Origin of the sequence: Streptomyces indicus (assembly GCF_900100315.1) — a bacterium.
In the GTDB taxonomy this organism is placed as follows: domain Bacteria; phylum Actinomycetota; class Actinomycetes; order Streptomycetales; family Streptomycetaceae; genus Streptomyces; species Streptomyces indicus.
The window spans coordinates 125182-144390 of sequence record NZ_FNFF01000008.1 but is presented as its reverse complement, the minus strand read 5'-3'; the positions used below and the strand labels follow the sequence as shown (position 1 = coordinate 144390).

Here is a 19209-nt window from a genome sequence, read left to right as displayed (position 1 = left end):
TCCCCTGCACCCGAACTCACCGCCTCTGCATCCCCGTTGCCCCCGGCCGTCCTCGCCGCGACCGTCCCCTGCGCGGGCGTGCCCATCGCGGCGGTCGCGCCGGCCGAGGGTGCCGCCGCCGTGGTGCGGCTCGCCGCGCAGGGTGCGGCCGCGGACGTGCACCTCTGCAACGCGTACACCCTCGCCCTCGCCGACACCGAACCCCGGCTGCACCGCCTGCTGAGCTCGGCGACGCTCAACTTCCCCGACGGACAAGGGGTGGTGTGGGCCAACCGCCTCGTGCACCGCGACCGCACCCTGCCGCGCGCCCGCGTCTACGGCCCCGACCTCTTCCTCGACGTCTTCCGCACGGGCCAGACGGTGGGCCTCACCCACTACCTCCTCGGCTCGACCCGCGAGGTCCTCGACGCCCTCACCGCCGAGCTGACCACGCGCTTCCCGCGCGCCCGGATCGTCGGCACCGAGGCGCCGCCCTTCCGCGAGCTCACCGCCGACGAACGTGCCGCGCAGGCCGCCCGCATCGCGGCCTCCGGCGCCCAGATCGTCTGGCTCGGCCTCGGCACCCCGAAACAGGACCACGAAGCCGCCCGCCTCGCCGCCCTGCACCCCGCCGTGTACGTCGCGGTCGGTGCGGCCTTCGACTTCGTCTCGGGCAACAAGCCCCAGGCACCCGCCTGGATGCAACGCACCGGTCTGGAATGGCTGTTCCGCCTGTGCAGCGAGCCGCGCCGGCTGTGGCGGCGGGTGCTGTGGGGGCATCCGCGGTTCCTGTACGCGGCGTTCCGACCCCGTACGAAGGGAGAGGGCCGATGAGCACCACCCCGCGCGGCGGCACCGTCCTGCACCGACTCCGCCTGGCGGCCCAGCAGTTCGGCATCGACATCCGCCGCTACCCGGCCGACCGCACCGGACTGCACCTCGTCCGGCTGCTCGACACGTACGAGATCGACACCGTCCTCGACGTGGGCGCGCACACCGGCGGCTACGGTGATCTGCTGCGCCGCAGCGGCTACCGCGGCCGGATCGTCTCCTTCGAGCCGCTCACCGGCCCGCGCGCCGCGCTGCTGCACCGCACGCAGGCGGACGACACCTGGACGGTGCTGCCGTACGCGCTGGGGGACAGCTCCGGCACCACGGAGCTGAACGTCGCCGGCAACGCGGGCGCCAGCAGCTCCGTTCTGCCGATGCTGCCCCGCCACCGCGAGGCCGCCCCGCAGTCCGCGTACACGGGACGGCAGCAGGCCGAGGTCCGGCGGATCGACGAGCTGTGGGAGCAGATCACCGCGCCCGGCGAGCGGATCTTCCTGAAGCTGGACGTCCAGGGCTACGAGGCCCATGTGCTGCGTGGCCTGGGCGAGTTCGCCGACGAGATCGCCGGCCTCCAGATGGAGACCTCCCTCGTCCCGCTGTACGAGGGCGGGCTGCTCTTCGACGATGCGCTCGCCCGCGTCCGGGGCGAGCTCGGCATGAAGGTGATGTCGATCGTGCCCGGCTTCACCGAACCGGCGAGCGGCCGGATGCTCCAGTGCGACCTGGTCGCGTTCAAGGAGGGCCCGGAGGCGGAGCGCGCCGACCGGGCACACCAGGAGCAGGCCCTCGTATGACGCCGGCAGAGCAGGCAGCGCAGGTGGCGCAGGCGGCGAAGGTCGGGCGGGCATCTCACGCGACGAAGGCGCGGATCGCGTACGTGCTGCCGTATCTGACCGCCTACCGTGTGCCGTTCCTGGAGCACCTGACCCGGGAACTGTCCAGGCGCGGCGTCGAGTTGACGGTCGCGCACGGCCGTGCCACCGGGATCTCGGTGGCCCGCGGCGACGAGCTGCGGATGCCCGGCGCCGTGGAGCTGCGGCAGCGCAGGGTCGAGGTGCGCGGCCGCGAACTGGTCTGGCACCACGGCCTGGGCGCACTGGCGCGTACGCACGATGCGCTCGTCGTGCCGCAGACGCTGCACAATCTGCGCGTCTATCCGCTGCTCGCCCGCCGGCGGGTGCCCGTCGGCCTGTGGGGCCACGGGCACACGCACGTCTCGGCGCACACCGGGGCCGAGCACCGGGCGAAGGCCGCGCTCACGCGGTGGGCCGACTGGTTCTTCGCCTACACCGAGGCCGGCGGGCAGTACGCGCGGCGGGCGGGGCTGCCCGCCGAGCGGATCACCGTGGTGCAGAACACCCTGGACACCGTGGCGCTCACGGCCGCCCGCGACCAGGTCTCCGCGGCCGAGGCGCAGGCCCTGCGCGCACGGTACGGGCTGACGGCCGGGCGGACCGGGCTGTTCATCGGGGCGGTCGACGAGCTCAAGCGCATCCCGTTCCTGCTGGCCGCGGCCGAGCGGATCGCCGGGCAACTGCCCGGCTTCCGGCTGCTCGTCGCCGGTACGGGGGAGCAGCGCACGCTCGTCGAGTCCTGCCCGGCCGCCGTGTACGTCGGGCCGGTGGACGCGGGAGCGAAGGCGCGGCTCGGCGCGGTCTCGGACGTGCTGCTCATGCCCGGCGCGGTCGGCCTGTGCGCCGTGGACTCCTTCGCGCTGCGCACCCCCCTGGTCACCACGCCCTGGCGGTACCACGGGCCGGAGTTCGGCTATCTGGCGCACGGCCGCAACGCCCTGGTGGTCGAGGACGCCGCCTACGCCGACGCGGTCGTCCAACTCCTGTGCAGACCACGCGAATTGGCGCGGCTGCGGCGTGCCTGCCGGTGCGACGCTCAGCGCTACACCGTCGAGGAGATGGCCCTGCGTTTCGCCCGCGGCGCCGAAGGGCTGCTCGCCCTGGCCGGACAGCGGCGCCGCTCCGCACCACGGCGGCCGCGACCGGCCGCGTGAGGACCCCCGTACGTCCCGTCCACGAACCGAGGAGCCGCCGACCATGAGCCTGCTCGACGCCGTGCGCACCAGCCGCGGCACCGTACGCCTGCCGGCCCCGCTGCAACGCGCCACGCGCGCCGCCGCGCTGCGCGGCATGGTCCCCCAGCCTGTGTGGCGGCGGTTGCAGCCCACCGGCTGCTGGACCGTGCACGCCCCGGACGGCAGCGCCTTCCGCTACGAGGCCGCGCAGCGGGACATCATGGCCCGCTGGGTGGTGTGGACCGATCTGCGGGACTGGGAGGAGAGCACCCAGCCGGTGCTCTTCGACCTCGCGCGCTCGGCCCGCTGCTTCCTGGACATCGGCGCCTTCTCCGGCATCTACACGCTGCTCGCCTGCCAGGCCAACCCCCGCCTGCGCGCCCTCGCGTTCGAGCCCAACCCGGCGACGCTGCCGATGCTCCGCCGCAACCTGGAGCTCAACGGCCTTTGCGACCGCGTCACGGTCGTCGAGAAGGCGCTCTCCGACGCACCCGGCCGCGCGCGCCTGACCATCCCGTACGACACCACGGCGGCCTCGCTCAACGACGAGCCCGCCGCCGTGGACAGCGTGGAGGTCGAGGTGACCACGGCGGACGAGATCGCGGGAGACCTGCCGGTCGACCTCGTCAAGATCGACGTGGAGGGCTTCGAGCCGCACATCCTGCGCGGCATGTCGGGCCTGCTCACCACCCGCCGCCCCGCGCTCGTCGCCGAGTGTCTGGACGGGCCCGCCCTGGAGCGGCTGCGCGCCACCGCCGCGGAGTTCGGCTACCGGACGGTGCGCCATCTCGGCCGCGGCGGTGCCGTCCCGGCCGGCGAGGGCTTCACACCACCGCCGTACTACGCCAACTTCCTCTTCACGCACGGAGGTTGAGCGGTGACGGACCGTTCACGGCGCTCCCTGCTGCTGCGCAGGACCGGCTACGTCTGCGCGGGCCTGCTCGTGCTCGCCGTCCTCGCCGGCGGGCTGCTCTACGCCCGTCTCGACAGCAACATCCGCACCGACGAGGCCACCGCCCGCGCCCTGCGCGCGGACCACGGCTCACGGCCCGCCAAGACCGGCAAGGCGCAGAACATCCTGCTGCTCGGCACCGACAGCCAGGCGGGCTGGGGCTCGACCCGCGCGGACACCACGATGCTCCTGCACCTGTCGGCGGACCGCCGCAGCGCCTCGATGACGAGCATCCCGCGCGACCTGATGGTGGACATCCCGGCCTGCCTGACGGCCGAGGGCAATCGCACGCAGGCCGAGTACGCACAGTTCAACTGGGCGTACGAGCGGGCCGGTGCGTCCTGCACCATCCGCACCTTCGAGAAGCTCAGCGGCATCCGCGTCGACCACCATCTGGTGGTGGACTTCTCCGGGTTCATGAAGGTCACCGACGCCGTCGGCGGGGTCGAGGTCGATGTGCCGGCCACCGTGCACGAATCGGTGGACGATCCCGATTACGGTGTCACGCTGAAGCCGGGCCGACAGCTCCTGAGCGGTGAGAAGGCGCTCGTGTTCGTGCGGACGCGGCTCGGCGTCGGCGACGGCAGCGACCTGCAACGCATCGAGCGGCAGAAGCAGTTCATGCAGCAGCTCGCGCGCAAGGTCATCGACGCCGGCACCCTCACATCTCCGACCCGGCTCTATCCGGTCCTGGACGCCGTCACCTCGTCCCTGACCGCGGACTCCGGCATGGACTCGCCCGCCGAGCTGTACTCCCTGCTGAGCAGCGCCCGCAGCCTGCCGCCGCACGCCATCAGGACGGTCACGCTGCCCGCCACCGAGCACCCCGACTACTTCGGCCGCTACAAGCCCGTCGAGGACCAGGCCCGCGCCTTGTTCAAGGCGCTGCGCGCGGACGCGCCGCTGCCGAAGCACCTCTACAACGCGTACGACGAGGACGGCCACCGGGAGCGGCCGTACTTCGAGAAGAGCTGATCCGTCACCACACGTCGCAGATCCGTCACCACACGTCGGGAACCCCCACCATGGCCATGACGCGCGTCGCGGCGCCCCCGCGTCCGCCCGCCCCCTCCCGCGCGCCCGGGGCGCCTCTGCCGCCGGCGCCGTCTCGGCACCGCCTCGCGGCGGCCGTCCTGACGGCCGGCGCGCTGGTGCTGGCCTTCGCCTTCGTCCGGTTCACGGTGGACGACGCGTTCATCTCGTGGCGGTACGGGCGGATGCTCGCGGAGCACGGGGTGTGGAACTGGAACCCGCCCGGCTCCGCCCTCGTCGAGGCCTACACGAACCCCCTCTACACCGCGCTGTCGGCGGTGCCGGCGCTGCTCGGCGTGCCGACCGAGGCCTTCTTCAAGGTGGTCGGCGCGGGTCTGGCCGTGGGGCACGTCCTGGTCGTGCGCCGCCTCGCTCTGCCGTACCGGCGCAAGGTCCTGCTGTGGGCGGTGGTGCTGCTCAACCCGGTGTCCTGGGTGCACGCCTTCAGCGGCCTGGAGACGGCCTCGTTCGCGCTGCTCGTGGCGCTGCTGTTCGGCTGGGTGTACCGGCGCGGGAGTCTGCACCGCTGGGGGCACGTGGTGGCGCTCGCGGTGGCGCTGTCCAGGCCGGAGGGGATGGCGTACGCGCTGGTGGCCGAGGTGTGGGCGCTGGCCGTGAGCCGGCGCCGCGCCGATCTGCGGGGCGCGCTGGCGGTGGGCGGTGCGCTCGGCTGCTACTGGCTCGCGCGGTGGTGGTACTTCGGGAAGTTCTTCCCCAACACCTTCTACGAGAAGTCCACCGGCAAGGACAACTGGATCGACGCGCTCGCCGGGCTGCCGGTGCCGGTGCTGCTCGCGGGGGCCGTGCTCGTCGGGACGGTCGTCGTGGGAGGCGTGCTGGTCCTGCGGAGGGTCCTGCGTGCGGACTCGGGGGGCCGTGCTTCGGCGGGGAGCAACGACCGGCTGCGGTCGGCGACTCCCCTGGTGCTCGCCGCCCTCTCTGCCGCGCTCTTCCTCGGCCTGTACCAAGCCTCCCAGCTCGCCGTGACCTTCTGCGGCCGCTTCCCGTGGCAGGTGCTCTTCCCGGTCGCCCTGGTCGTGCTGGCGCGGCCGGCCGGGGAGCGGAGCGTGCGGTGGCCGGCGGCCGCGGTGCTGCTCGCCGCGGCGGCGGAGGCCCTGAGCAGCGGAGCCGTGGACGCGAGCGCCCTGCTCGCCGTGAGCGTCTGCGCGGCGGCCGGATGGATCCTGTGCCGGGGCGGCCTTCCGGGCCGGGGCGGCCGGGGCCCCGCGGTGCTCCTCCTCGGCGGTGCGCTGGCCGTGAGCGTGTCGGTCACCGGTCCGCGCGAGCTGGGCTTCGCGCTCACCGAGCGCCACCGGCTGGCCCACGCGCACGGCGCGCTCGCCCGCGCGGTGGAGGCCGACCCCTCGCTGAACGGGCCGCTGGCCATGGGGGACGCCGGACTCGCCCCGTACTGCATGAGCGCTGACCGGCCCGTCTTCGACCTGCTCGGCCTGGCCAACCCGGCGGTGGGCACGGGCACGGTGCCCGGGCAGTTCGCCGCCGGGCGCCTGAGCGCGCTCGTCACGCAGGCGCAGCCCGGCGACCCCGAAGGCCTGCGGTACGTGAACGGGGCCGCGCGGCCGGTCCACCGGGCCGCTCTGGACGCCGGTTTCGAGCGGCTGGGGTCCGTGGCGTACACGGGTTCACGCCGGCTGGAGCTGTACGCGCCGCCCGGCCGCGGTGCGCGGGCGGGGGAGGCGCTGGCGCTCGCGGCGCGGGCGGCGGCCCGGGAGCAGGGCCTGTCCGACGTGGCCCTGTTCCGCCGTCACCTCGTCGACTTCCCGTTCCTGCGCGGCTGTTGAGCGATCAGGTCCCGCGCGGCCTCCTGGGGGCCGGCGGGGTTCGGGACCTGTGGCGCGTACGACCTCCGCGTACCGGCCAGGACCGTCTGCGCGAGGACCGGGACGCCCAGCGCCACCGGCACCCAGGCCAGCACCCACAGCCGGTCGAGCTCCTCGAGCAGAGGGTGGGCGAAGGCGGTGCCGAGTCCGGTGAGGCCCGCGGCTAGGGCGAACGGCAGCAGCGCGGGCCGGTGCCGCCACAGCGCCCACAGGCACAGCCCGAGAAGGGCGGCGAAGCCGGCGTTGTGGTGGAACCACGTCGGCCAGTAACCGGCCTCCAGGGCGAGCATGCCGCGGATCGGGTCGGGCACGTCGGGGCGGGTGAAGTAGCGGGTGAGCGTGTCCTGCATCGTCTCGCTCGCCGCGGGCAGACCGAGCAGCGAGGTGGCGGCGGCGACCGCCCCCGCCACCCCCGCCGCCGTCACGGTCAGCAGCCGCAACGCGGCGGGCTGCACGGCCCGTTGCCCGGCCCGCCGCCACAGGCTCAGCCCGCCCGCCGCGGCGAGCGCCACCGCGAACAGCAGGGCCGTGGAGTACTTGGTGAGGGCCAGGGCGAGGAAACCCGTGGCGAAGAGGGCGAGTCCGGCCGTGCGCCGTCCCGTGCCCGCCCCCGCCCCGGTCGAGGTCGTCGTCGCAGCCGTCAGGATCCGCACCACCCCGATGCCGCAGAGCAGCAGGCACGGGGTCGCCAGGGAGTCGGCGAGGGCCCGCGCGCCCCAGTAGCCGAGCCCGCCGGCCAGCAGCACGGCCTCGCCCGCCAGGGACGCGCGCCGGCCGAGTCCCGCGCCGCGCAGCAGCCGGTACGCCAGCACGCCGGAGAGCGCCGTCAGCGCGCAGGACAGTGTCCACAGGCCCTTGAGCGGGCCCAGGAGCGCGATGAAGGGGGCGGCGAGCAGCGGATAGCCGGGCCGGGTGTCGAAGACCCGCTCGTAGCGCGGGTGGTCGGGCTTCAGGCCGTGCGGGTTCGCGGCCACGCAGGCCGCCGTGCCGGGGCCGGCGGCGCAGTAGGCGTCGCGGGCCGCGGCCTGCGCCTGCGCGCGGGGCATGCCGAGGATTTCGTACGCGGCCCGCGTATAGCGGTAACTGTCGTTGCTGTAGCCCCAGTCGGACAGCGAGCCCGCACCGTGGAAGCCGGCCAGGACCAGGGCCAGCAGCAGAGGGGCGGCCAGGCGGCGCAGGATCGTCATCGGGTGCTCCCGAGCGCGGGGGTGTGCCAGGCGGCGGGCGGTGCCGTGAAGCCGAGGTGCGGGGCGAGCAGGTGGCGCAGCACATGGGTCTCGGTCAGATGGGCGCGCACCCAGGCGCGGCCACGGGCACCCCGGGCGAGGAGCTCCGCGGGGTCCTCGCGCAGCAACTCCCGTACGAGCTCGGCCGCTTCGCGCGGCGTATCCGCCAGGTACAGGCCCTCCTCCGGGCCGGGCAGCCACTCCAGGCCCGGCTGCCGCGAGGTGACGTGGACGCGGCCCGCGCACAGGGCGATGGCGAGGCGGTCCGACGCATAGCCGGTGTGGCTGCGGTACCGGTCCCAGCCCGCGGTCAGCAACCCCCGCCGCATCACGGCGAGTTGCTCATGGAACGGCACGGGGCCGCGCGCGTACGACCCGGACCAGCTGCGCCCGTACACCGCGAGGTCGCAGCCGTCCATGCGGGCGAGCCGCCGGACGAGATCGAGGCGTTCGCGGTCGTCCGGCAGCAGTTCGACGCCGCAGAAGGTGCGGCGGGTGCCGAGGAAGGTGACCTGGGACGAGACGGGGCCCGGGTCGTCCTCGTCGGCGTGGAAGCGCAGGGCCGCCGCGTGCGGGCTGTAGTGCACCGGGACGCCGGCGGCCCGCCGGAGCATCGCCTGCTGCTCACCGGCCGCGACGCTGGAGACCACGGTGGCCCGGCGCATCCACGCCAGGTTGCTCCGGCGCGGCTGCTTGAGCGGTCCGCCCCACGCATCGCCCTCCCACACGAGGACCGGCGGCCCGCCGAGCGCGCCGAGCAGTTCCCGTACCTGCCGCTCGGACCAGGTGCGGGCCTGCGGCGACTGGACCATGAGCAGGGCCGGCGGCTCCTCGCGGGCCAGGGCGCGCAGGTCGGGCGGCGTCACGGCGGGCGCGAGATACCGGTGCCGCAGCAGGCCCTCGGCGGCCAGCTCGGCGAAGGCGGGCACGAAGCGGTTGTCCGGTCCGTGGTCGCGCGCCTCGTTGCTGAGCTGGAGGACGAGCGGGGGCTCGGCCCGGTGGTCGGGTGCGGGTGCTGGTGCGGGTGCCGTTGCCCGACTGGTGGCGGGGGCGGTCGTACGGGACGTACGGGTGGTCATGCGGGTCATGCGGGTCATGCGGGTCGTACGGGCGGTCATACGGAGGCCTCCTCGATCCTGCCGCGGCAGTTGACGGTGCGCGCAAACCAGGCGGTGTACGCGCGGGCGGTGTCGTCCAGGGAGAAGCGGGTGCGCACCCGGTCCCGGCCCAGCGCGCCCAGTTCCGCCCGGTGCGCGTGGTCGAGCGCCAGCCGCAGCATGGCCTCGGCGATCAGGTCGGGCCGGTCCACGTCCACGAGGTGGCCGGCCCGGTCCACCACCCACGGCACCGCGCCGCTGCGGCGCCCGGCCACCACGGGGATGCCGAGCGCCATGGCCTCCGCGCAGATCATGGAGAAGGACTCGACGCGGGACGGATGCACGAGCACGTGCGCCTCGGCGGCCAGCCGGCGCAGCATCGCCGCGTGCGGCAGCGGGCCCGCGAACTCCACGCCGTCCGCGAGCCCGCGCCTGCGCGCCCAGGTCTCGGCTTCGCCCCCGGGTCCGTGCGCCCGGCCGAACATCACGAGCCGCGCCTGCGGCAGCCGCTCCCGTACGAGCGGGAACGCCCACAGCGCGGCCGCCGTGTTCTTCCAGCGCCCCCACCCCTGCGAGGCCGTGGCGAACACCGGCGCGCGGCCCGGTGGCGGTGCGGCCGGCGCGGGCAGGGCGTCCGTGCGGACCGCGTTGGGGATGACCTCGATCGGCCGGCGCACCCCCAGGAAGCGGCGGAAATGCGCGGCCGTATAAGGGCTGTTGGCGCCGAGCGCGGTCGCCTTGAGCGCGGCGGGGACGGCCATGGTGTGCCGCCACCAGCGGTACGCGCTGCGCATCTCCCACGCGTACCGCAGCGGGGTGTCCCGGGCGGTGACGCAGGTGGGCAGCCCCGAGGCGATGGCGCCGAGCGCGAACTCGTAGGTCCAGTGCGCGCTCACCACGTCCAGGGGCTGCCCGCGCAGCGCGTCCGCGAGGCCGCGGCGCTCCTCGCGGAACAGGTCGCGGGCCCGGTGCCGCTCCCGCATCGGCACGACCACGAGCTTCAACGAGCCGCTCCCGTACGTCTGTTGAGCGCGCACCCGGTCGCTGAGCGCGACGACCGTGACGTCGTGGCCCTGCTCCCACCAGGTGCGGGCCAGCCAGCCGGTGGACGGGCCGGAGTACACCTGCGGGACCTCGCAGCCGAGGGCCTCCCGCAGGGGGTCGAGGTCTACCGGGCCGGTGAGGCCGATGCGCATACGGGCTCCTGGTGGGGCGGGGTGGCGGCGGATGCGCCGCGGGTCAGGACGGCTCGGACGGCGGGGATGCGCCGCCGGAGCGGGAGGCAGGCCGCCGCGCACGCGAGCACCGCGGCGGTGGACAGACAGGCCCGCGCCAGGGGCTGGCCCGGCAGGGTCCACAGGCTGTGGACACCGCGGCCGGCCGCGAACAGCGCGAGTCCGAGGACCGCGTGCACGGCGTGGGCGCGCAGCAGCGGGCCCGCGGCGAGCACCGCTCCGGCCGACCAGTGGCGCAGTTGCAGGGCATGGCCGAAGGCGGGGGCCGTGGACGCCAGGGCGAGCACGGTGAGGCTGCCGGTCGCCGCGGCCAGGGCGAGCAGCACAACCGTGCCCGCGATCACCGCGGCCTGGGAGGCGACCGAGGCGCCGGGCGCGCGGCGGATCTGGTCGAGGGAGTTGCCGGTGGAGCAGAGCAGCGCGCAGGCCGCGCCGAGCGCCAGCGCCGGAAGCAGCCGGGCCGCGCCCTCCCAGCCGGGCCCGAGCAGCACGAGCAGCCAGTCCGGCCCCGTGGCGGCCACCGCACCGAAGCCGAGGAACCCCGCCCCCGAGGTCGCGCACAGCAGATCGTGCGCGGCCCGGCGGGGCAGCCGGCCGCCGTTGCGCGCGCGGGCCTCGGCCAGTTCGGGGGCGGCCGCGCGCTGGAGGCCCTGGGCGAGGGCGGTCAGCGGGATGCCGGTGGCGAGCGAGGCCCGCGAGAACCAGCCGGTGGCGGCCGGACCGAACAGGGCGGCCGCGCACCACAGGGGCGCGTTGTTCGTGGCCGACTGCACGATGCCGTATCCCGCGAAGAAGCCGGACTGGCCGAGGAGTTCACGGGCGGGCACGGGCGGGCCGCCGGGCAGGGACCGCAGGGCGCCCGAGAGCACCACCCCGGCCAGGACGGTCAGCGAGGCCACCGGCGCCGCGGCCGCCAGACCCCAGGGACTCCAACCGGCGGCCAGGAGCACGAGCCCGGTCGCGCAGCCGAGGGCCTGCCCCGCGGTGTCGAGCAGGGCCGCCTGCCGGGCACGGCCCGCCCGGCGCAGGGCGGCAAGGAGCGCACCTCCGAGGGGCTGCACCAGCAGCTGCACTCCGAGGAGTTGGACCAGCCGTACGGTCTCGGCGTCGGCGAACGGGGCCAGGACCAGTGCCACCACCTGGATCGCCGCGGCGCAGCCGAGGCCGGTCGCGGCGCCGACCGTCGACGCGGCGCGCACCAGCGGCCGGGTCAGCCGGTCGGCGCGCAGCAGGCAGGTGGCCAGGCCCGCGTTGGCCACGTATCCGAAGAGCGTGCTCGCCGTGCACGCGAGGGCGTACCGGCCGAAGGAGGCCGGTTCGACGAGGCGGGCGGTCGCCGCCGTGTAGCCGAGCAGCACGACGACCGAGACGAGGGATCCGCCGGCCGACCAGGCGAACCCGTTCAGGACCCGCCGGCTCATGCCGGCTGCGGCGCGCGCGCCGCCCGGTCCATCGCGGCGATCGCCTGCCACGGGTCGGCGGGGGGCGGGGGCACGTCGAGGTGCGAACCGAGCATGTGGCGCAGGGCGTTGAGGTTCGTCAGCCGGTCCACGACCCAGCGGTGGGCGGCCAGACCGGTGGCGTGCAGGGCGGCGGGATCGGTGCGCAGCAGGGCGGCGACCGTGGCGACGGCTTCGGCGGGCGAGTCCACCAGGTGCAGCCCGTGCTCAGGCCCGGGCAGCCAGGTGGCGCCGGGAGGCCGGACCGTGACGTGCGGGCGGCCCGCGTAGAGGCTGATCGGCAGCCGGTTGGAGAAGTAGCCGGTGCGGCCCGCGAAGTGGTCCCAGCCCACGCTGATCCGGGCGCGGCGCAGGGCCCGCACCTGGTCGTCGAAGGGCACGGGACCGAGCGCGCCGGGCCCGCGCCAGCCGCTGCCGTGCACCGCGAACCGGCAGCCGGGCAGCCGCTGGAGCGCCCGCACGAGCCGGCCGCGCTGCCGCGCGCCGTCCACCCGCTCGAACACCCCGAGCCGCAGATAGCGGCCGCCGATGTGCATCACGTCGTACGCGGCGTCCGAGGGCGGCGGTACGGGGTCGTCGGTGACGAGGCGCTCCGGCACGGTCTGCGCCACGTACCGAACCGGCCGCGGGGTGTGGCGCCCGAACACCTCGGCCTGGGCGCCCAGGCTCACGCTGAACACGGTGTCCGCGTGCCGCAGCCAGGCGGCCAGCCCCTGAGGCACCGGCTTGCGGCCGCCCCACGCGTCGCCCTCCCACAGCAGCACCTGCGGCGAACCGAGCCGCCGCAGCAGCCGCGCCACGTCCTCGCCGGTCCACGGGAAACGGCCGGGGGTCTGCACGAACAGCACGGCGGGGCGGGCCTGTTCGGCGACCCGGTGGATCTCCGCGAGCGCCTCCGCCCGGCCGCGGTGCCGGGCCAGCAGGGCGACGGGCGCGACCGGGACATGGGTGAGCAGCCCGTCGGCGGCGAGCGCGGCGAAGGCCTCGCCGAAGCTGAGGTGCAGCTCGGGGCGGGCGTCGTTGGTGAGGTGCAGCACCGTGGGCGGGACCATGGGGCGCCTCGCGCTCAGGAGCGGAGCTGCGGCGCGGGCGCCGCGCCGGAAGTGCGCGCGCCCGGCACCTCCGCCAGCTCCGCGTCGGTCATGATCCGCGCCAGCTCGGGCGTGAGCACGGAAGGCTTCCAGTCCAGCTCGCGCGCGGCCTTCGACGGGTCGCCGATCAGGTCCGGCACCTCGGAGGGCCTCAAGTACCGCTCGTCGAAGCGCACATGGCGCTCCCAGTCCAGCCCCGCGCGCTCGAAGCAGAACGTCAGGAAGTCGCGCACGCTGTAGCTGGTGCCGGTGGCGACCACGTAGTCGTCCGGGGTGTCGGTCTGGAGCATCCGCCACATCGCGTCCACGTACTCGGGCGCATAGCCCCAGTCCCGCCGCGCCTCCAGGTTGCCCAGGTGCAGGAACTCCTGCTCGCCGCGCGCGATCCGGGCCGCGGCCCGCGCGATCTTGCGGGTCACGAAGGTCTCGCCACGCCGGGGCGACTCGTGGTTGAAGAGGATCCCGTTCACCGCGTGGATGCCGTACGCCTCGCGGTAGTTGCGGGTGATCCAGTACGCGTACACCTTCGCGGCGGCGTACGGGGAGCGCGGGTGGAAGGGCGTGGACTCGGACTGCGGGGGCGCGGTGATCCCGTACATCTCGGAGCTGGAGGCCTGGTAGAAGCGGCAGGGCAGGCCGGTCATCCGGATCGCCTCCAGGAGCCGGGTCGTGCCGAGCCCCGTGGTCGTGCCGGTGAACTCGGGCTCGTCGAACGAGACCCGCACATGCGACTGGGCGGCCAGGTGGTAGACCTCGTCGGGCCTGATCTGCTCCAGGAGCGTGGTGATGCGCGAGCCGTCCGCGAGGTCCCCGTAGTGGAGCCGCAGCCGCGCGTCCGGCTCGTGCGGGTCCTGGTAGAGGTGGTCGATGCGGGTGGTGGAGAAGGTCGAGGAGCGGCGGATCAGGCCGTGCACCTCGTAGCCCTTCTGAAGGAGCAGTTCGGCGAGATACGAGCCGTCCTGGCCGGTGATGCCGGTGATCAGCGCGATACGGCGGGACATGGGGGCTCCAGGCGGGGGGAGAGGGGGCGGGGCAGGGCCGGTCCGGCGGGTTCGGTGGCGCGCGGGCCGGGTCCGGGGGAGTCGGTGCGGGCCCCGGCGATCAGGGCGCACCAGATGACGACGAGGAAGAGCACGCGGTCCGACAGGCCGCTGAGGTTGCGCAGCGGCGACTCGGTCGTGCAGGCCACGACGAGCAGGGCCGTGAGCGCCACGGACAGTCCCTTGGTGGCGGCCGCCGTCCGCCGCGCGTGCACGATCAGGACGACGAACAGGACGCTCAGGCCGGTGAGTCCGAGCAGGCCCGCGGCGCCCAGGGTGTGCAGCAGCTGGTTGTGCGCCTGGCCGATCCACGAGGAGGCGGTGCCGAAGAGCTGCCTGCGGTGTTCGGTGTCGAACAGGTTCGGGCCGTAGCCGAAGAGCGGTGCGCGCAGGAATTCCTCCCAGGCGAGCTGCCACGCCAGGGTGCGGCCGCCCGCCTCGGTGAACTTCGGGTCGGAGCCGAGTGTCGCGAGCGTCGCCTGCACCCCCGGCAGCAGCAGGCCCAGGGCCGCCGCCGCGCCGCACAGGGTGAGCACCGCGGCCTTGCGGACGGTGTGCCGCGGGTCGATGTGCAGGAACACCACGGCGAGCGCGGCGATCCAGGCCGTCCGCGACTGGGTGAGCAGCAACACGAGCGCGGCGGCCCCCGCGTGCAGCGGCCAGCTGCGCCGGCGCGCCACGGAGCAGACCTCGAGGAGCAGCGCGGCGGCGGCGAGCGGCCCGAGGGCGTTCGGGTTGGCGGACAGGCCGGTGAACTGGCCCCAGCCGGTGCCGAGATAGTCCCGTCCCGCGGCCGTCACGGGGGCGAAGAAGGCCCACTCGTACGGCATGAGGACGATCGCGAGGAGCGAGCCGTAGAGGTAGCAGCGCAGGATGACGCGCAGCTGGCGGAGCACCTGCGGGAAGGACCCGTGCAGGGTCAGGTACAGCGTGGCGAACAGGAACGGGCCGATCAGGTCCGTCAGACCGGTCCGGCCGCGGGTGCTGAGCAGCGCGGAGACGATGCCGGCGGCGGTGAACAGGGCGGCGGCCAGCGCGAGCCGCCCGGCGGGACCGCCGACGACGAGTTCGGGCGCGGCGGTGGAGTGCGGCCACAGCCTGCGCAGCGCCGGACGCAGCACCAGGAACGCCGCGAGCAGCAGCACGAGGCCGAGCACGGCTCGCGAGAACAGCAGTGAGGAGCCCGACAGGACGGCACCCTCCAGCTTCTGCGTGCCGCCGTGGTAGAGGTGCGGCAGCAACGGTGCGACGGCGGTGGTGCCCAGGCCGACCGCCCACAGCAGCGCCCGCCCGTCGAGCCTCACCTGCGCACCCCGGCGCGCAGCACCGTCATGACGTACGGGGACACCATCAGGACCGGCGCCCGCCGCCCGGCGTGCCGCAGGCAGTACGCCCACCAGGCGCGCGGCGGCAGTTCGCGCACGGAGGTCACGCGGCGCAGCGCCTCGCGCACCCCGATCCCCGGTTCGCGCGAGCCGCTGAGCGGCGGGTTGCGGCGGCAGCGGCCCACGTGGCGGGGTGCGACGAGGGCCGGCACCCCGGCCTTGCGGGCGCGGAATCCGTGGTCGTAGTCGCCCATGCCGTGCGGGAAGCGCTTGTCGACGTCGCCGACCAGGTCGCGTGCCGCGCGCGGGATGAGCACGACGTTGCCGTTGTACGTGTCGCAGGGTTCGGGCCGTCCGGAGGGCTCGACGAGGTCGAGGCCGCGGCCGCGGCGGCCCGAGTAGGTGGTGCGCGCGCCGTCGTGCACCGCGCCCACCACGATCGCCTCCGGCTCCTGCCGAGCGACCGTCAGGAGCACGGCGAGGGCGTCGTCGTCGAGCACCACGTCGTCGTTGAGCCACAGCTGGTGGGTGTACGCGGGTCCGCCCGCCGCCCGGCTGTTGCGGCTGGCGATGCGCATGCCGCCGCCCCAGAACACGTCGTCGCCCACCTCCATCACCTGCACGTCGGGGTGATGCAGCCGTACGGCGTCGGCGGTCCCGTCGGTGCTGCCCGCGTCGACCAGATACGGATGCAGGGCCGTGCCCGCCGGGAGACCGCACTGCCGCTTCAGGGCGTCGAGGGCCGACAGGGTTGTCGCACACCGGTTGTGACTGGTCATCAGAACGGCTACCAGCGGTTGCACCACTTGAGCTCCTCCAGTAGGGCGCTACCGGGAGAATGCCGCATTCATGACTAATCTCATGGTTTGGACATACCGGGACGATCCGATAGGACGCAGAGCGTGCAACTCCCCCGTACCGCCCGCGTGCACATCGCCGGCCACCGTGGACTCGTCGGCTCCGCGCTCGTCCGCCACTTCAGGTCCGAGGGGTTCGAGGACCTGATGCTCTACGGCTCCGACCGCGTCGACCTGCGCGACCGGGACGCCGTACGCCGCCTCTACGCGGACCAGCGCCCGCGCGTCGTGGTGCTCGCCGCGGCCCGCGTCGGCGGGATCGCGGCCAACGCCGCGCGGCCGGTGGACTTCCTCAGCGACAACCTGCGCATCCAGGTCAACGTCCTGGACGCGGCACGGGAGTTCGGCGTCGAGCGGCTGCTCTTCCTCGGCTCCAGCTGCATCTACCCCAAGCACGCCCCGCAGCCGATCCCCGAATCGGCCCTGCTCACCGGCGCGCTCGAACCCACCAACGACGCGTACGCCATCGCCAAGATCGCGGGCGTCCTGCACGTCCAGGCCCTGCGCCGGCAGTACGGACTCCCGTACATCTCGGCGATGCCCACGAACCTCTACGGGCCGAACGACAACCTCGACCCGCGCACCAGCCACGTCCTGCCGGCCATGCTCCAGCGCACCCACGAGGCGCACAGCCGCAGGGCCGCGCGCATCACGCACTGGGGCAGCGGCACCCCGCGCCGCGAGTTCCTGCACGTGGACGACCTGGCGCGGGCCTGCCTGTTCCTCCTGGAACACCACGACGGCGACGCACCGGTCAACGTCGGCTGCGGCGAGGACGTGGAACTGCGCGAACTGGCCGAGCTGATCGCCGAGGTCGTCGGCTACCGCGGCACCGTCGAGTGGGACACCTCACGGCCCGACGGCACCCCGCGCAAGCTGCTCGACACCTCGGTGATCAACGCACTCGGCTGGAAGCCGGAGATCGGCCTGCGCGACGGGGTCTCCCGTACGTACGACTGGCTGCGCACCCGCCGGTGAACCCGGCCCGCGCGGGACTTCCCCCACGACCCGCCCGGCGACCCCTGCCCTCCCCACGACCCGCTCAGCGCCTCCTCCCCCCACCTGCAAGGAGCACGCCGTGGATCTCCGCGGATTTCTGAAGATCGTCGCGAGACGGTGGCCGGTCGCCGTCACGGTCGTCGTCCTCGGCGTCGCGGCCGGCTGGGCCGCGACCGCCGTCGCGACACCCGTCTACGAGGCCCGTACGCAGCTGTTCGTCGCCACGCGGCACGCGGACGGCGACTCCGCCCAGCTCAACCAGGGCCAGAACTTCTCCCAGGCCAGGGTCCAGTCGTACGCCGCGATCGTCGCGACCGACCAGGTCACCGAGCCGGTCGTGCGCCGGCTCCGGCTGGACACCGCGCCGCGGGAGCTCGCCGGGCGGATCACGGCGCAGGCACCGCTCAACACCGTGCTCATCAACATCGCGGTGACCGACACGGACGCCGAGCGCGCGGCGGCCACCGCGAACGCGGTCGCCGGCCAGTTCGCCGTGGTCGTCGAGAAGCTGGAGAGCCCGCGCAGCGTCACGGCGGCCCCTGCGCGCGCCGCCGGGGGCGCGCCGGTGTCCCCCGCCCCCGAGGCGCCCGTACGCCTGGGCATCACCGAGCACGCGACCGTGCCCACGGCCCCGGTATCGCCCAACGCGATGCTCAACCTGGCCGCGGGACTGCTCGGCGGACTGCTCGGCGCGGCGGCGCTGCTCGTGCTGCTCGAAGTGCTCGACACCACCCTCAAGAGCCAGACCGCGCTGGCCGAACTCACCGGGCACCCCGTGCTCGGCGCCATCCCCTTCGACAAGCAGGCGCCGCAGCACCCGCTGGCCAACACGGACGCGGGCCACTCGGCGCGCGCCGAGGCCTTCCGCAGGCTGCGCACCAACCTCCAGTTCGCGCGGGTCGACGATCCGCCCAAGGTGCTCGTCGTGACCAGCTCGCTGCCGGGCGAGGGCAAGACCAACACCTCCGCGAACCTGGCGCTCGCCCTGGTCGAGGCCGGGGTGTCCACCTGCCTCGTGGACGCGGACCTGCGCCGCCCCTGCGTCGCGAAGACCTTCGGCCTGGTGCAGGACGCGGGTCTGACCACCGTGCTGATCGGGCGGGCCGGCCTGGACGACGTGATGCAGCAGGGGCCCGGCGGCCTCGCGGTCCTGACGGGCGGCGCCCTGCCGCCGAACCCGGCCGAACTGCTCGCCTCCACGCGCATGGGCGAGCTGCTCGCCGAACTCGCCGACCGCTACGAGGCGGTGATCGTCGACAGCGCCCCGCTGCTGCCCGTGGCCGACACGGTCGGCCTCGCCCCGTTCGCCGACGGCACGCTGCTCGTCGTACGGGCCGCGAAGACCTCCCGCGACGAGGTCAGGGCCGCGGCCGAGTCGCTGCGCACGGTGGGGGTGCGCACGCTCGGTGCGGTCTTCTCGATGATGCCCGCGGGCAAGGCCAAGGGGTACGGCTCCTACGGGAGTTACGGCGAGCCGGCGGCCTCCGCGGGGCGGCACCGGATGCCCACGCCGCGGACCATCAGGGAGCGCGCCGACGTGGCCCTCGCGTATCTCGCGGGGGACAAGTGACGGTGCGCGGGGGCGCGGGCGCCGGTCACGGTGCCCCGGGGACGCGCGGATGAGAGTGCTGTTCGTCTGCACGGGCAACGTCCACCGGTCCGTCCTGGCCGAGTGTCTGCTCGCCCGGCGCGCCCCGGAGCTGACCGTGTCCAGCGCCGGGACCGAGGCGCGGCACGTGACGGGCATGGACGCCGCGACGCGGTCGGTCCTGATCCGGTTCGGCGGCTCGGCCGAGGGCTTCGCCTCGCGCCCGCTCACCGCGGACCTGGTGGCCGGCGCGGATCTCGTGCTCGGCATGGAGCGCGAGCACCGGGAGGCGGCCGTACGCCTGGAGCCCGTGGCGATGCGGCGCTGCTTCACGCTCAAGGAATTCCTGCGGCTCGCGCGTGGGCTTCAGGGGGATCCCCCGGCCCCGCCGGAGATCGTCGCGCGGGTGGCGGCCGAGCGCGGCCGGGTGCTCGCGCCGCCCGCGCGGGCCGACGGGTTCGAGGATCCGTGGGCGAAGGGCTACGACGTGCTCCTGGCCTGCGCCGCGGAGCTCGACGAGGCCGTGGAGCAGCTGTGTGGCGTGCTGGGCGCGGGGTACGCGAGAGGCGCCGTACGCGATATAAGCGCACAATAAAGTTGAGTCGGGGTAACTCAGGTCTGTTGCGT

General features: G+C 74.6%; 17 protein-coding genes. 9 read left to right on the top strand and 8 right to left on the bottom strand.

Annotated elements, in window-relative coordinates; all coding sequences use genetic code 11:
- Nucleotides 1-78: 78 nt before the first annotated feature.
- The 6 genes from BLT97_RS20835 to BLT97_RS20810 are packed head-to-tail and all read left to right on the top strand — an operon-like array spanning nucleotide 79 to nucleotide 6625.
- Nucleotides 79-813, top strand: a complete 735-nt coding sequence (locus BLT97_RS20835; protein ID WP_245769440.1) for a WecB/TagA/CpsF family glycosyltransferase — start codon at nucleotides 79-81, stop codon at nucleotides 811-813.
- Entirely contained in the window at nucleotides 810-1604 is a 795-nt protein-coding gene (locus BLT97_RS20830) for an FkbM family methyltransferase (protein ID WP_093612486.1), read from the top strand. Before BLT97_RS20835 ends, BLT97_RS20830 begins: the two co-directional genes overlap by 4 nt.
- Nucleotides 1601-2818 (top strand): glycosyltransferase family 4 protein, encoded by a 1218-nt coding sequence (locus BLT97_RS20825; RefSeq protein WP_093612484.1) that lies wholly within the window; start codon nucleotides 1601-1603, stop codon nucleotides 2816-2818. The genes BLT97_RS20830 and BLT97_RS20825 overlap by 4 nt, the downstream gene beginning before the upstream one ends.
- 43 nt (nucleotides 2819-2861) lie before the next feature.
- Complete coding sequence (locus BLT97_RS20820) at nucleotides 2862-3713, top strand: FkbM family methyltransferase (protein ID WP_093612482.1); 852 nt, start codon at nucleotides 2862-2864, stop codon at nucleotides 3711-3713.
- Between the two features lie 3 nt (nucleotides 3714-3716).
- The gene (locus BLT97_RS20815; RefSeq protein ID WP_093612480.1) at nucleotides 3717-4766 is read left to right on the top strand and encodes an LCP family protein; all 1050 of its coding nucleotides are present in this window, start codon (nucleotides 3717-3719) and stop codon (nucleotides 4764-4766) included.
- Nucleotides 4767-4816: 50 nt separating this feature from the next.
- Nucleotides 4817-6625: a hypothetical protein gene (locus BLT97_RS20810; protein ID WP_093612478.1), complete on the top strand. Its 1809-nt coding sequence runs from the start codon at nucleotides 4817-4819 to the stop codon at nucleotides 6623-6625.
- Here the strand turns inward: BLT97_RS20810 and BLT97_RS37925 are convergent.
- From BLT97_RS37925 to BLT97_RS20770, 8 genes are read right to left on the bottom strand one after another with little or no spacing between them, the layout of a single operon-like run.
- Nucleotides 6589-7851 carry a hypothetical protein gene (locus tag BLT97_RS37925; protein WP_093612475.1) on the bottom strand — a complete coding sequence of 421 codons (1263 nt, stop codon included), beginning with the start codon at nucleotides 7849-7851 and terminating at the stop codon, nucleotides 6589-6591. The genes BLT97_RS20810 and BLT97_RS37925 overlap by 37 nt on opposite strands.
- A complete protein-coding gene (locus BLT97_RS20800) occupies nucleotides 7848-9008 on the bottom strand; it encodes a glycosyltransferase family protein (RefSeq protein ID WP_093612473.1) in 1161 nt (386 codons plus the stop codon). The genes BLT97_RS37925 and BLT97_RS20800 overlap by 4 nt, the downstream gene beginning before the upstream one ends.
- Nucleotides 9005-10183, bottom strand: coding sequence for a glycosyltransferase family 4 protein (locus tag BLT97_RS20795; protein ID WP_093612471.1), 1179 nt, complete (start codon nucleotides 10181-10183; stop codon nucleotides 9005-9007). The genes BLT97_RS20800 and BLT97_RS20795 overlap by 4 nt, the downstream gene beginning before the upstream one ends.
- Complete coding sequence (locus BLT97_RS20790; protein WP_143041360.1) at nucleotides 10156-11643, bottom strand: oligosaccharide flippase family protein; 1488 nt, start codon at nucleotides 11641-11643, stop codon at nucleotides 10156-10158. Before BLT97_RS20790 ends, BLT97_RS20795 begins: the two co-directional genes overlap by 28 nt.
- On the bottom strand, nucleotides 11640-12734 hold the full coding sequence (locus tag BLT97_RS20785) for a glycosyltransferase family protein (RefSeq protein WP_093612467.1): 1095 nt from the start codon (nucleotides 12732-12734) through the stop codon (nucleotides 11640-11642). Before BLT97_RS20785 ends, BLT97_RS20790 begins: the two co-directional genes overlap by 4 nt.
- Before the next feature lie 14 nt (nucleotides 12735-12748).
- Nucleotides 12749-13774, bottom strand: coding sequence for a GDP-mannose 4,6-dehydratase (gene gmd / locus BLT97_RS20780; RefSeq protein WP_093612465.1), 1026 nt, complete (start codon nucleotides 13772-13774; stop codon nucleotides 12749-12751).
- On the bottom strand, nucleotides 13753-15117 hold the full coding sequence (locus BLT97_RS20775) for an O-antigen ligase family protein (RefSeq protein ID WP_093612463.1): 1365 nt from the start codon (nucleotides 15115-15117) through the stop codon (nucleotides 13753-13755). The genes gmd and BLT97_RS20775 overlap by 22 nt, the downstream gene beginning before the upstream one ends.
- A complete protein-coding gene (locus tag BLT97_RS20770) occupies nucleotides 15114-15917 on the bottom strand; it encodes a glycosyltransferase family 2 protein (protein WP_093612461.1) in 804 nt (267 codons plus the stop codon). Before BLT97_RS20770 ends, BLT97_RS20775 begins: the two co-directional genes overlap by 4 nt.
- 123 nt (nucleotides 15918-16040) lie before the next feature.
- On the opposite strand from BLT97_RS20770, the gene BLT97_RS20765 reads away from it, so the two are divergent.
- From BLT97_RS20765 to BLT97_RS20755, 3 genes are all read left to right on the top strand, one after another.
- Nucleotides 16041-16973, top strand: a complete 933-nt coding sequence (locus tag BLT97_RS20765) for a GDP-L-fucose synthase family protein (RefSeq protein ID WP_176953847.1) — start codon at nucleotides 16041-16043, stop codon at nucleotides 16971-16973.
- Nucleotides 16974-17073: 100 nt separating this feature from the next.
- On the top strand, nucleotides 17074-18564 hold the full coding sequence (locus tag BLT97_RS20760; protein WP_093612459.1) for a tyrosine-protein kinase domain-containing protein: 1491 nt from the start codon (nucleotides 17074-17076) through the stop codon (nucleotides 18562-18564).
- A 49-nt stretch (nucleotides 18565-18613) separates the two neighbouring features.
- Nucleotides 18614-19177 carry an arsenate reductase/protein-tyrosine-phosphatase family protein gene (locus tag BLT97_RS20755; RefSeq protein WP_093612457.1) on the top strand — a complete coding sequence of 188 codons (564 nt, stop codon included), beginning with the start codon at nucleotides 18614-18616 and terminating at the stop codon, nucleotides 19175-19177.
- Nucleotides 19178-19209: the final 32 nt, after the last annotated feature.